Source organism: Candidatus Protochlamydia sp. W-9 (genome assembly GCF_001950615.1).
Classification (GTDB): domain Bacteria; phylum Chlamydiota; class Chlamydiia; order Chlamydiales; family Parachlamydiaceae; genus Protochlamydia; species Protochlamydia amoebophila.
On sequence record NZ_BCPZ01000114.1, the window covers coordinates 1 to 13210 of the forward strand.

Annotated in this window: 8 protein-coding genes and 2 pseudogenes; 5 read left to right on the forward strand and 5 right to left on the reverse strand. The window is 34.5% G+C overall.

Annotation, left to right across the window (positions count from 1 at the left end):
• Window positions 1-168: 168 nt before the first annotated feature.
• On the forward strand, window positions 169-1356 hold the full coding sequence (locus BU804_RS03010) for an acetate/propionate family kinase (protein ID WP_075882919.1): 1188 nt from the start codon (window positions 169-171) through the stop codon (window positions 1354-1356).
• Here BU804_RS03010 and BU804_RS03015 read toward each other — a convergent pair.
• From BU804_RS03015 to BU804_RS03030, 4 genes are all read right to left on the reverse strand, one after another.
• Window positions 1339-3234, reverse strand: coding sequence for a motility associated factor glycosyltransferase family protein (locus tag BU804_RS03015; RefSeq protein WP_075882920.1), 1896 nt, complete (start codon window positions 3232-3234; stop codon window positions 1339-1341). The two genes, BU804_RS03010 and BU804_RS03015, sit on opposite strands and share 18 nt — an antisense overlap.
• The gene (locus BU804_RS03020; RefSeq protein WP_075882921.1) at window positions 3231-6062 is read right to left on the reverse strand and encodes a 6-hydroxymethylpterin diphosphokinase MptE-like protein; all 2832 of its coding nucleotides are present in this window, start codon (window positions 6060-6062) and stop codon (window positions 3231-3233) included. The genes BU804_RS03015 and BU804_RS03020 overlap by 4 nt, the downstream gene beginning before the upstream one ends.
• On the reverse strand, window positions 6059-8224 hold the full coding sequence (locus BU804_RS03025) for a 6-hydroxymethylpterin diphosphokinase MptE-like protein (RefSeq protein ID WP_075882922.1): 2166 nt from the start codon (window positions 8222-8224) through the stop codon (window positions 6059-6061). Before BU804_RS03025 ends, BU804_RS03020 begins: the two co-directional genes overlap by 4 nt.
• A gap of 79 nt (window positions 8225-8303) precedes the next feature.
• On the reverse strand, window positions 8304-8738 hold the full coding sequence (locus BU804_RS03030; RefSeq protein WP_011175907.1) for a hypothetical protein: 435 nt from the start codon (window positions 8736-8738) through the stop codon (window positions 8304-8306).
• A gap of 242 nt (window positions 8739-8980) precedes the next feature.
• Between BU804_RS03030 and BU804_RS03035 the strand changes: the two genes are divergently transcribed.
• Together BU804_RS03035 and BU804_RS03040 are read left to right on the forward strand one after the other, a co-directional pair.
• Window positions 8981-9712: an IS1 family transposase gene (locus tag BU804_RS03035; RefSeq protein WP_075882923.1), complete on the forward strand. Its 732-nt coding sequence runs from the start codon at window positions 8981-8983 to the stop codon at window positions 9710-9712.
• A 223-nt stretch (window positions 9713-9935) separates the two neighbouring features.
• Window positions 9936-11036, forward strand: a complete 1101-nt coding sequence (locus BU804_RS03040; protein WP_075882924.1) for a serine protease — start codon at window positions 9936-9938, stop codon at window positions 11034-11036.
• Window positions 11037-11114: 78 nt separating this feature from the next.
• Here the strand turns inward: BU804_RS03040 and BU804_RS11170 are convergent.
• Window positions 11115-11367 (reverse strand): annotated as a pseudogene (locus BU804_RS11170) (IS1 family transposase); the annotation flags it as partial.
• A 215-nt stretch (window positions 11368-11582) separates the two neighbouring features.
• Here BU804_RS11170 and BU804_RS14005 point away from each other — a divergent pair.
• Both BU804_RS14005 and BU804_RS14010 read left to right on the forward strand, forming a co-directional pair.
• Window positions 11583-12473, forward strand: coding sequence for a hypothetical protein (locus BU804_RS14005; protein WP_193427183.1), 891 nt, complete (start codon window positions 11583-11585; stop codon window positions 12471-12473).
• Window positions 12474-12587: 114 nt separating this feature from the next.
• A pseudogene (locus BU804_RS14010) lies at window positions 12588-13210 on the forward strand (hypothetical protein); the annotation flags it as partial.

The window sequence follows — 13210 nt, forward strand, 5'->3', positions numbered from 1 at the left end:
TAATTTATTTTTTAATTATTAAATTAATTAAATTTTTTTTAATAATAAATATATTAATAAAATTAATTGAATAGATGAAAAAAGAATGCCAAAACAGGTTCTTTACAAAAATAAATTTCCTGATAGCTTGAATTTAGAGTTTTATTTTTTCCAAATTTAGGAGTCAGCATGCCGAAGGTACTGGTCATGAATGCAGGTTCAAGCTCGCATAAACTTTCGCTTTTTAGTGACAAAATTGAGAATGCCGGATCAGCTTTATGGAAAGCTCATATAGAATGGGGGAAAAAAAATCCTAGCTATACTTTGAAAAACGGAAGCCAAGAGTCCAATCCCACTTGTTTGCAAACAACTTCAGTTAAACAAGGGATCCAAGAAGTGATAGAAAAGCTGTGGACAGGAAGTTTTGCTGCCATTAAAGGAGTGCATGAGATTGGATGGATTGGACATCGCGTTGTTCATGGAGGTTCTTTATTTCATCAGCCTGTTTTGATCAATGCATCAGTAAAAAAAGACATTAGTAATTTAAGTTCTTTAGCCCCTTTACATAATCCTATTAATTTAGAGGGGATTGAACTATTAGAAAAAATATTTCCCTCGATTCCTCATTTTGCCGTTTTTGATACTGCTTTTCACCGGACAATGCGTGAAGAAATTAAAACCTATCCTATTCCTTATGAATGGAAGGAAAAGGGGATTGAACGTTATGGCTTTCATGGAATAAGTCATTCTTACTGTGCAAAACAAATAAAAAAATGGATAAAACTTCAAAAAACTCCCTTTAAGCTTATTAATTGTCATTTAGGAAATGGAGCATCTCTTTGTGCAATACGAGATGGGATCAGCATAGATACCACCATGGGGTTTACTCCGATGGAAGGTTTGATGATGGGAACCCGATCAGGTTCTATTGATCCCGGCATTTTGATTTACTGTTTGAGAAATAAAAAAATTTCCTTAGAAGATCTCGATCATCTTTTAAATTTTGAATCGGGATTAAAAGGAATTGGAGGGACTTCTGATATGAGAGAGATTCATACTTTTAAAAATAAGCAGTCACAACTGGCTCTAGATATGTATATTTATCGTTTAAAAACTGGAATAGGAGCTATGACAGCTTCTCTTGGAGGAATTGATGCTTTGTGTTTTACAGGTGGAATTGGAGAAAATGATAGTTACCTTCGAAAAAAAACTTGTGAAGAATTAGCTTATCTTGGCATTCAGCTGGATTTGCAAAAAAATCAAGGGGGAAATCAGGATAGAGAAATTAGTTTGCAGGATTCACCTGTCAAAGTTTTCGTCATTCATACACAAGAAGAATGGATGATTGCTAAATCTTACTTAGAGTGTTTGACTTGAGGCTAAAAATTCAGAAATCGAACGTTGAATAAGTTCTCGATTCACCCTAGCAACGTCTTGAAGAAATGTAAGACGATTGATTTGAAGAGAAATTTTTTGAAGAGATTGTCCTTTTATATTGTTATCCTTTTTTTGCTCTTGCAATTCTAAAATTGTTCGATGGTGTACACGCAAGTAAACTTGATTAAAAGTATCTAACAGATATTGATAGCTAATTTCTTCTTCAATGTCAGTTTCTAAAAGAGAAGTTCTAGGTGTTTGAATGATTTCTGGAGAAGAAAAACCATTTTCAATTTGATTTAATAAATGGCTGCTAGTTTCGATTAATTGAGTAAATAAGCTAATACAACGATCTAAACTTACCTGTAGAATCTTTAATAATTCTAGAATTTGATTTTGAGTGATAGAAGAAAGCGGATTTTTGACAACTTCTATCGCAACTTTCTCATCAATAAATTGAGGTTGATTTAAAAATTTTTCTGTTACCTCTAGCAAAGTTTTATTAAGAATATTTTTAAATCCAATTCCCCCTTCTGTGGCATTAATTAAAGTTAATTCAGGGTGTTTTTCTGCAAATTCAGTAATCCATTCTGATTCTGAAATCCATTTCCAAAGTGTTCGAGTAGGTTTGCCATGAATGTCGTCTCGTAAAAGAAGCTCGGATTCAAAGTCATTAGCAGTTTTAAAGTCGTCATCAGTCAGTTTTAAATCTTCAATAACCCCTTTGGCATAATAAGTTTCGTCTGTAAACGCGAGGTCGACACCCACCAAAATAATCGGATTACATCCTAAGGCGTGAGCAATTTCTAAACTTAAATTGACGACATTGTGTCCTTCATCTAATTCTTCACTTTTTAAGTTTAATTGTTCTTCAAACCATTTTGAAATATCATATCCCCCTGTCCCAGACAGATAAAGTTTAGGGCCAGAAATTACCTCAAGAGCTTTATGAAATAATCTTTGGCGGTAAAAAAAAGGAATTTGATGAGGCTTGGCGGCTGCCACTCTTGGAAGTTGTGCTTGATTAGGATCTATTGCCACACCAAAGTGTGGAATAATTCCTTTGGGAATTAAAGCATTTAAAGCAGAACCACCAGCAAAAATAAGCGCTCTATCTTTAAGGTTTCTTAGTTGTTCTAAGTTTTTATTTAAGGAAGGACCGGCTCCACAAATAATGGCTGGAGTTTGTTTAAATTGTCCAAAAAGAGCATTGCCAAAATAAGACTTTGGAAGCATGAGCAAATTAGGATAGAAATTGCGGAAAAAGGCAATTCCATATTGTAAATACTCTTCTACAAAAGCTTTTTTTTGATTGAGATGATAAGATAAAAGATGTTTAAGTTTAGAAAAGCCTTCTGCATTAACATCTCGATAAAGTTTCAAAGCTGAAATAGCAAAAGTATCGTTTAAATATTTCCAAGATAACTCATTTAGCAACGTTTTATCTTCAAAACCATTTTCGAGATAAATAATTTGGACTTGAGCATCAGAGAGAACCTCTGTTCCAATTTCCGTTTCAAACAAACGACAAAGAACGCCTGGATCTTCTTCTAAAAAAACTAAACGACGTCTATCATCTTGTTTTAACCAATCTAATGCTGCTAAATAATAATATCCCAAACCAATTCCATAAACGAATAAAATGGAAATATGTTGAAGGCTTAAATGGTCAAACCAGTTTTTAGCTTCTATTTGAGCAGATTGTGAAGAGTGATAAAAATAAGTAATCCCTTCGTATATACGCTTTAAATTGTTTTCATTTTGATTCGTTTTTACAAATAAGAGATCATCTGCCTGTGCTGTCAGTAGTTGATAAGCAAGTTTGGCGTCTTTTTTTTGTAACTGTTCTAAGTTATCTTCAAATCTTTTATCATTCATGAAGGTTTCTTCTCTTTATTTTTCTTAAGTTCTTCAGCATGTTTGAGATTCTCTTTCATGGTTTCTGTGAGTAATTCTTTGAGGTTTTGCATTCCTTTTAAAGCGTCTTTTAGTCCGGCAAAATCTTCTGCTAGTTTTAAATCGACCTCTTTAGATTGAGTTAAATGCTGCTCAACAATAGGATTCATTTGTTGAAGTATATTTTTTAGTGTCTCTTCTAAATTATCGGCTTTCTTTTGTGTTTGTTCGTAAATATAAGAGAAATTTTCGATGCCACGTTCATAGGATTTGATACATTGTCCCTGCTCATCCCAAACCTTTAGATCGAAATCATCAGGGAAATGATAAATCATCACTTCTTTCCTTTTTTCTCCTTTGAGGTTCCATTGGATCGCTTTGCCAGTAGGGACTCCTTCTTGATAATGACATTCTAAAATTTGTTGACCAGTTTGATCCCACAACTTTTCAACACCATGCCGTTTTCCGCCTAGGTAATGCAATTCTCTAATGATTTTACTCTCTTGTGTATAAACAAAAACTTCTCCATTTAATAATCCATTGAAATAGTGAGTCACAATGTGAGGAGATCCGTTAGCATAAAAATACTCTTGTTTTCCATGCAGTAATCCTTCTTTATAGCGGCCAACGCTATAAAGGTTTCCTTGATTAAAGTATTGAATTGTTTTTCCTACCCGTTTCCCTTTGATAAACCAGCTTTCAGCTAATAACTGGCCATTTTCTTGATAGAAACGAGAAGGTCCGTGAAGCAATTGCTGATCATAAAACATTTCATATTGCAATTGGCCATTTGGGAAAAAAGCCGTGAGGCAATCTGTGTTTAGATTCGGATGAAACATTTCTTGAATACAAATGCCTAATTCGGGATCTTGAATTTCCAAACGGCCATCTTCGAATCGGTATATTTCCCCCATTGAATGAGAAAAAGCTCTTTTTTGATAAGTAAGAGCAATCGGGGGAGGAGAAAAAATAAACTTTTGAATTCCTTCGTTCATTAACTGGATGTTCTGCGAGAGAACTTCTTCTAAAAAACAAAAACGTTCTAAGTTTTCTTGAAATTCATTACTTTTTTTGGCGTGAATCAGCTGATGTGATTTTTGGAGATATTGATAAGCCATGTCAAACATGTCTAAGAAGTGTCGATATCCAATTTCTGTTTTGATGCTGCTGTCTGTTATAATCGTTTGTGTATCAAAAAAATTGGTAGTCGAAGAAGCAAAAGTTTGAACCGTTTGTTTAGTTTTTATTGTTGAACGATAAACTTCTAAACATCTGTCTAAACTATTTTTGAGTTGATTGATTAAGTTTAAAAGAGCGGGTTTTGTGATTTTGGGCGGTTGGTTTTGGATTTCGGCATGAACCCAATTTGAAATATCATAAGATTTAGTCAAATACAGGTTGGAAACTTCCTCTAGAGAAAGATTAGGGACTGAAGGAAAACCTAAGCCACCTTCAGTCGCGTTAATCATTTGTATATCCGAGTGATGTTTTGCAAATTGACCTAACCAATTAGCTTCTGCTATCCATTCCCATTTAGTTTTAATCCACTGATTAAAAATATCAGTTCTTAATACAGCTTTTTGATCACCTGTTTGATAAGGTTGGCTGATATCGATCCAGAGGGGATGAGTAGAAATACCTTTTGCATAGGGTTGTATTTCGGTGTATGCAAGGTCCATTCCAACATAAATAATAGGGTTACAGCCCATTTTATAAGCAATTTCTGTGCAGAGGTTAACGACATTGTGTCCTTCATCTAATTGTGGTCCTGCAATATCTAACTCTTTTTCAAACCAAGATGCTAGTTGATTTGTTGATCCTGAAACATAGATTTTAGGCCCTTGCATGAGCTGAAAAGCAGCATGTGAAATTCGTAAACGATAAAGAAAAGGAATGTGAAAAGTATGGTTAGTTAATAAGCGATGGGTTTGTTCAGGGTTTGGATCCAATCCTAAACCAAAATGTGGTTGTATGCCTGCATGGTTGAGCACATTTAAAGAGGAACCTCCTGCAAAAATTAATGCATTTTGTCCTAGATCTTTGAGTTTATGGATGTTTTTTTCTAGAGAGGGTCCAGCTCCACAAATGATAGCTGGGATATTTTTAAATCGATCAAAAAGATTTGTGGCAAAATGAGATTGGGGAAGATGAAAAATATTTTGGTAAAAATTTGTTAAAAACCCCTTTTGACCAGATAAATATTCATTGTGTAAAGCTTCTAAAATCTTATGGTCATGTAGGATAGCATAGCATAAAGCTAAAGCTTCCATTTCTTTACGTAATGCGTAGTAAGGAAGTGTCAGAAATTCAATAGGTCTATTGATAAAAGCACTGTTGAGTTTACAGAAGCTTTCATAGTCAGATTGATAGTTACGAAAATAAAAAAGAGTAACTTGAGAATTTTGAAGTAACGAAGAGGCAGTGTTAGTGAATAAAAAATAGTAAATGATTTCAAGATTATCTTCTAAAAAGATCACATGTCTTTGGGGATTTTGCAAAAGCCAGGGCTGTAATACCTCATAGAAATATCCTAGTCCTAATCCATAAATATATAAAATTTCTCCTTTTTCTAAAAGCTCGGGTGAAATTGAGTTAGACGCTTCTTCTAATGCTCCTGTTTGCGCATGCAAATAATCATCCATTCCAAATTTTCTTTTAAATAAATTAGGTTCCCCTTTAGTGGTTTTACAAGGTGTAAATTCCTCTTGTTGTAAAATCCCTTCTAGTTGATAAGCTGCCAATGGATCACGAGAAGAGAATAACTCGAAATTTTTATCATAGTTATCTGAATTAAAAGGCAAAATTGTCATAAGATCACGTCCTTTGCAATCGTTCCGTCTGGAAACCAACATCTGGCCTGTTTAGGTAAATTCTGATGATATATCACTTCTGTAAATAGTTGGCCATTTTCATACCAACTTTTTTCTACTCCTTCTCGCTGACCATTCCAAAAATAAAGTTCTCTTTTTATTTGGCCATGAGGGTAATAGAGTTTGACTACGCCATTCAAAATATTTTTTTGATAATTAATTTCACTTTTTAAAGTTCCATCCTCGTAAAAGTAATAATGAGTTCCTTCAAATGGCCTACCAAGACTGGATGAAGTAGAATAAACATTTCCAGATGCATAATAGGTTGATTGTCTGTCAGAGTTCGGAAAAAGGGGAAAATGTTGAACGGATAGCGTTTGATTTGCAGGTGAATTTTCTTTTAATGTGTTTTCAATAATTGTTAGATTAACTTTGCACGTTTGCCAAAGAAAATGATATCGCTCCTCTGTTAGTTCGCGTTCTTTAATCATTTTCAAATCATTCGGTATGCGATTTAAATTTCGTAAATCTTTCTGAATAAATGTCATAAAAAAATCATCAAATTGGCTTAACAGATAATTGAAGCCAGGCTCTTGCTTCAATTTGTCCGGAAATACCATCCCATTTTCTTTTGAGGTATTTAATATGTCCTGAAGAGTATTTTCACAATTTTTGAGGCTGAGATAGAAAGTTTTTATTACTTCTTTTACTTGCAAATGACTAACCGAAATTTCTCCAGCTTCTTGAACTCTATGATGAACCATTTCGTTTATATCGAAAGAGTGAGACAAATGAGATTGAGTGAGTTCTTCTAAAGAAAGATTAGGAATGGAAAAAAGCCCAATTCCTTCTTCCGAGGCATTAAAAATTTTTAAATCGGGATGAGAACGTTGATAAAGATCAATCCATTGAGCTTCAGCGATCCAAGGCCAATAACTCCAGACGTATTCTCCTTTCTTATTTTTAACTTGTAAAGGTTGACCTAAATGCGTTTTTTGATCAGTTTTTTGAGGAAAAAGTGGGTGCCTTTCCACGCCAGATGCATAATGCTCTCCTTCTTGATAAGAAAGATCCAATCCGACAAAAATAATCGGATTACATCCCAAAAAGTGAGCAATTTCTAAAGCTGTATGAACAACATTATACCCTCCTTCGAGTTGTAAAGAAGGAAGATTAAATTGTTCTTCAAACCATTTAGCGACTGAATAATAAACGGCTCCCGATAAGAACAGTCGAGGGGCATGAATGGCAGTTAAAGCTTCATAATACAAGCGATGACGATAAAAAATAGGGGTTTCAAAGGCTTTATTCATCACCTGACGATGAAAAGTTTCGGGGGTAGGATCAATATTAACTCCAAAATGTGGCCAAACACCTTGATGACTTAAGATATTGAGAGCACTACCTGGAGCAAATAAAACAGCTTTGTCGTATAAATTTTTTAAAAGGGGAGCTTGTTTGTTTAAAGAAGGTCCAGCTCCACAAATAATAGCTGGAATATCTTTGAATTTGCCGACTAAATTGTCTGCTAAGTAAGCTTGGGGAAGTTGGAAAAGGTTGCGGTAAAAATTATTAAAAAAAACTATTCCAAATTGAGCCAATTCTTGATAGCGAATATTTAATTCAGCAGATTCAAATTCAATCAGATCTTTGATTGTAGCAAAAAAATTGGCTTTATGAATCGAATAAGAAGGGAGCGCTGTGATGGCAAAAGAACGAAGAATATGATCTTCTGTTATTGAGCGGATAATTTTGCGGTCGTACTGAGCTTCGGAAATGTCTATAATATCTACCTGAGGATCTTTTAATAAAATAGAAGATTTTTCTGTTTGTAAAAAATAATGGATGACTGCAGTTTCATCTTCTAAAAACACTAGATAACGATGTCTGTTAGTTTTTAACCAAGGCTGTAAAACATCATAGGCATATCCAAGCCCTAGTCCATAAATATAAAGAACATCACAATTTTCAAGTTCTAATTCTCGAATCCAGATCGAGGCTTGTTCTAAAGCTTCATTTTCTTTATGAATAAAAACGTTAACATCTTCCTGTTTTGCTGCGGAAGAGGAAACATTAGGCAGGGATTGGAGTTTCACAGCTAAAAGAGGATTGAACAGGCCTAAAAGGGAAAGATTTTGATTGAATAGATTTGGATTAGACATTCTTTTTCCTTTAAAGGGATTTAAATATCATTTAACAAAAAAGCGAATGCCTTGCAAATTTTCTCAATCAAAATTGTTATTACATAGGGATCCAATTTTTATCCCCACCCAAGGGTTTAAATCGTTTACGTCGTTCTTTAATTTTTTGTTTAAGAGGATCTTCTTTTTTAACTGAAACTTTTTGTCCTCTTTCCATGATTTTTGAAAAGGCGAACTGTAGTTTTTTCGCATCTTTCTCGATTTCTTGCGCTTGCTTTAATACGCGCTTATCTTTATCACTAATCATCTGAGAGCGGCTAGAATCTATTTTTAAGTTTTCAACGTCAATATTTGCATCTTGAAAAGTCTTTTGATTTACATCATTAAAAAGAGCAATTGCATTTTCTAGTCTTTCAATTTCCTCTATAATTTGAGGTGTTAAATTATTGGAAATGGAGCCATCATGATTTTGAATTTTATGCAAAATCTCTGTAATTTGCGAAAGCAAGGGTTCTATTGGATTTTTATCTTTCATCTTCTTTCCTCCATGATTTTCTACTTTTGTTCTATTATTTCTAAATAACGAAAGTATTAAAAGATTCCAAGTTTAAATTTTCTGAAATAGAGAGAGTTTAGCCATATGGTTAAAAATAGAGGAAAAATGAATGAGGTTTAATCGTATGAATTTGGGTAGGGTAGTGCTAAATAGGTAAGGCTATTTCAATAAACTGATCTAATTTGATAGATTAATTATTCTAATTCAAGCGGAGAAGAGCAATGAAATGTACGCACTGCGGCTCAGATTTGGTAAAGAAGAATGGTTATACAAGACATGAAAAGCAAAATTTTCGCTGTTTAGAGTGTGGCAAACAGTGGAGCGAAAACAATGAAGCTAAAATCATTAACGAACAAACAAAGGAACTTGTCAGAAAAGCTCTTTTAGAAAGGGTATCTCTTAATGGAATTTGTAGAATTTTTGATGTAAGCATGCCATGGCTGCTAGATTTTATTAATTTCATTATTAATGATTTGCCTGAGGATTTAAATGCACAAGTCACTTGTTGGGAGAAAGATGAATTAGAAGTGGCTAAACTTGAAGTAGATGAGCTATGGAGCTTTGTAGGAAATAAGAAAAATGATCAGTGGTTATGGCTCATCTTGCATAAAAAAAGTCGTCAAGTGCTTGCTATGCAAGTGGGTCCTCGAGATAAAAAAACCGCTGAGCTTCTTTTTGCAAAACTACCCGAATCATTAAAAAAAAAAGCCCTCTATTTCACTGATAAGTTTAATGTCTATGATGAAACCATTCCTTGGAGTCAACATCAACCAGTTAGCAAGCAATCTGGTCAGACAAGCGACATGGAAAGATTTAATTGTACTCTCAGACAAAGATGTGCAAGACTTGTAAGGAAAACACTTTCATTTTCTAAAAAACTAACTAATCACATTGGGTTAATAAAATACTTTATTTGTGATTACAATAGGCAATTGAGAGCCTTACCTATTTAGCACTACCCATTTTTTTAATACATTAGTAACAATGAATTTGTTTAATTTTGCTGCTAATTTTCACTTAGAATATCATACTTCTTTACTTTCATAAAACTTTCTTTTAATTTAGGAATGTCAAATTTTAACTTTAAAATATATTAAATGATTAAAAGATAAAAATAGTCAGACGTTGACTGTTACAACCTAAAATTAAAAAGTTTTATCCGAGGAAAATATTTATATGTTGCCGATTTCCAGTTGCTCACAACCTTATCCTATTTCTTCTTCCTTCAACACTAATGAATTCGATACAGGAGTGGAAATGCGGATTAATGAATACCAATCAAAACAAGGCTATAGAAGAAACCCTCATATAGATGATCTTTATCGCGCAATTTTTCCTATCCACGGAAGTGATGGCTCGTTTATAGGAAATTGTTTTGCCATAGCTCAAGATTTTCTATTGACATGTCGACATTGTTTGGAAGGAGAAATTGAAATTAGAGGAATTTTTGGACCAATAGAAGTTATTTTTGATGGAGCTAGGTATAATTTAGATTTCGCTGTCTTATGGGTGGAAGGAGGCCAATTCCAGCCAGTCACTTTAGATTTGGACAATGCCGTAGGGGAAGCGGTTCAAATGTATCATAAGTTAGAAGGCCCATCTTTAAATATCTACGTGAAGCCTTTTACTTCTCAAACTGTTACCGCCCCTGGTGGCGGATCCTTGGCCATGCGAGGAGACTTCGCTTCTTCTAAAACAAATCCAGGAGAATCTGGAGCACCTAGGATGTTGCTACGGAATGGTTATGTCCATGCGATGCATCAGGGAAATAGTGAAGGACTAACAATGAATGCGTTTTATGCAGTACTTGAACAAGCGCAGAAAGACGGTCATCCTAATGCTGGCAAAATCCTTTTAAATATCAATGCGGAACATATTGAAACAAGAGGTTTAAATTGGTCACCTTTAACAACAAAAATTGGAGATGTAGAGGAAGAGAAGAATTCTAAGCCTAAGCCAAGGATAAACGAAAGTGTAAAGCTTCGTGATCCAAATAATCCAAGAATAGTAGCTACGTTTAATTATACAGAAATTGGTGAAGGTAGAGGCAATAGAGCAATCAGAATTTCTAAGGATGGTGTTGCTAGCTCTCAAATTACTTATGCGATTTATCCTAATCCACACGATAATCATCACTACAATAACAAAGGTCAGAAAAAATTTTATGAAACACTGGCAAAGGAAATAGGAAAATATTATCTATTAAATGTGACTCATCTTACTAAAGGGACTATAGAGGTATTTAACGAGGATTATATCCTCAGTAAAGTTAATTAATTTTACCTAGCTTGCCTCTTGTATAATTAGGCATTTAGATCCCTTATTTATGTTCTAAATAAGGGATTCTAGGTAGTGCTAAATAGGTAAGGCTCTCAATTGTCTATTGTAATCACAAATAAAGTATTTTATTAACTCAATGGGATTAGTTAGTTTTTTAGAAAATGAAAGTGTTTTCCTTACAAGCCTTGCACATCTTTGTCTTAAGAGTACAATTAAATCTTTCCATGTCGCTTGTCTGACCAGATTGCTTGCTAACTGGTTGATGTTGACTCCAAAGAATGGTTTCATCATAGACATTAAATTTATCCGTGAAATAGAGAGCTTTTTTAATGATTTGGATAGTTTTGCAAATTTAAGCAGGTCAAAAAAAAACGGCTATTTATCTCTTTTACCTAGATGTTTTCATAGGAATTCGCTTGGTTTTGATTTTTTATTGCATTCTCAGATCACGCCCGTTTTTCCGCTCTTAAAGCAACTTCTTCATCTTCAGTTTGGATTGGCATGCAAATTGCACCATAGGAAGAAAACAAGGGGGATTTAGCTATGGCCAATCCAACCGGATCTTTTCCAAGTCATCCTTCTCAAGGACAAAATATCCAGCAACCTGCGTTGCAAGCTGCAGAAGGAAAAAAAAGAAAACAAAAAGGGAAGGAAAAAATAGTCGAGGATATCCATCAAAAAACTGAGGAAACGGCTCAGACCGCCATTCAAAGCTTATCTACGCCCACCTCATCTCCCCCTCATAAATTGCCTAGGCGAACAAAGGAAGAAGAAGAAGCCTTAGAAGCCGAGGATACCAGTTCTTTGGATAGCAGTAGGAGTTTGCCGACAAAAAAAAGCACTGAAAAAGAGAGTAAAGTTTATCAAGAAACTTTTCCGGCCCCAATGCCTTCTAGGAGAACAAAATCCAAAGCAGATGATAAAATAAACCCACCTAAACTTGAAAAGCGTTCTTCCTTTGGTTTAGAGAGCAATAGAGAAATTTATATCAATGCAAAAGGATTTATTGCAAAAGCTGTAGAACCCTTTTTCCAAATTAATAAACCCCTTTCTTTGAAGCTTGGTCAATTCATTGCTGAAATGGATGCCTATAACAATCGGGGAGATAAAAATGGAAATCCCCCTGCAGAATTAATTGACATGCATGCGCAAGCGCGGCTGCTTCTTTTTCTTCACATGGGCATAGCTTACTCTGGGTTGGAATGTCAAATTGATTGGCTACCAGCCAAAAAACAATTTTACATCGGCTCAGAACAAACAGGTACAGAAGCTTGTCATCATTCTTTATTTGCCGAAGTGAATGATACCTATCTTTATACGCTTAAAGAGTCTTTAGTGAAAGCAGTACGAGAATTACGTGAAAACCAAAAAGAAATTCCTCTTCCGTTAAAAGAAAGGCTCCTTGAGCTAAATGTCTCTAAAGAAGGACTTTAAAAAACCATTAAAGCCATTTTAGACAATAAGATTTACGCATCTGATGGAATTGAAAACTTATGGAAAGAGACATTTCTTTCTTCTACAGAACATCCAGAGTTAAAAAAGTCTTTAGTGAAAGCAGTACGAGAATTGCGTGATAACCAAAAAGAAATTCCTCTTTCTATAGAAAATCAAGCCCTAGCAAAAGATTCTTTATTCCAATATATAGAGGAGCGACAAAGGCAGCCGCAAGAAATAATAATAGGCAAGCTGCAAGAAATAATAGGCAAACTGCAAACAAAGGGGATTCCTAGAACTGTTATTAATGAATTACTAAAAAATAAACGATTAGAGAGAGTGGATGTAAATGTGGATGAAGTGTTTGAAAAGTGGGTGAATCCCTCTTTATGGGCAAACACTAACTTTTATTTTTTAAACCATCATACTTTAATAGCTCCTTCTGCTTTAAATAAAGTGGACGATTTAATTGAAAAAAAAGTACGCCTCGACGCTATGAAAATCCTTAATGCTATTGCCAAAAAAGAGATTAGCCCTTTGGAAGGCACTCAACAAGTAGGCAGACTCATGATTGCAATTTTGGATGAAGGCCTAAGGGCTATCCAAGAAAAAATTGCTTTAGTTTCCGCTTTAGAAAAAGAATTGGAGAAGCTGGGCAAACTTTTTAACGGGTTAGAGATTGCACAAACTAGTGCGAGTTACACCCCGCTGTACAAAAAGTTAGAAAATTTAAAAGA

What these genes read in the sequence shown, in the direction of transcription:
- BU804_RS03010 (WP_075882919.1), top strand. Translation starts at nt 169, where the DNA reads ATGCCGAAGGTACTGGTCATGAATGCAGGTTCAAGCTCGCATAAACTT.
- BU804_RS03015 (WP_075882920.1), bottom strand. Translation starts at nt 3,234, where the DNA reads ATGAATGATAAAAGATTTGAAGATAACTTAGAACAGTTACAAAAAAAA.
- BU804_RS03020 (WP_075882921.1), bottom strand. Translation starts at nt 6,062, where the DNA reads ATGACAATTTTGCCTTTTAATTCAGATAACTATGATAAAAATTTCGAG.
- BU804_RS03025 (WP_075882922.1), bottom strand. Translation starts at nt 8,224, where the DNA reads ATGTCTAATCCAAATCTATTCAATCAAAATCTTTCCCTTTTAGGCCTG.
- BU804_RS03030 (WP_011175907.1), bottom strand. Translation starts at nt 8,738, where the DNA reads ATGAAAGATAAAAATCCAATAGAACCCTTGCTTTCGCAAATTACAGAG.
- BU804_RS03035 (WP_075882923.1), top strand. Translation starts at nt 8,981, where the DNA reads ATGAAATGTACGCACTGCGGCTCAGATTTGGTAAAGAAGAATGGTTAT.
- BU804_RS03040 (WP_075882924.1), top strand. Translation starts at nt 9,936, where the DNA reads ATGTTGCCGATTTCCAGTTGCTCACAACCTTATCCTATTTCTTCTTCC.
- BU804_RS14005 (WP_193427183.1), top strand. Translation starts at nt 11,583, where the DNA reads ATGGCCAATCCAACCGGATCTTTTCCAAGTCATCCTTCTCAAGGACAA.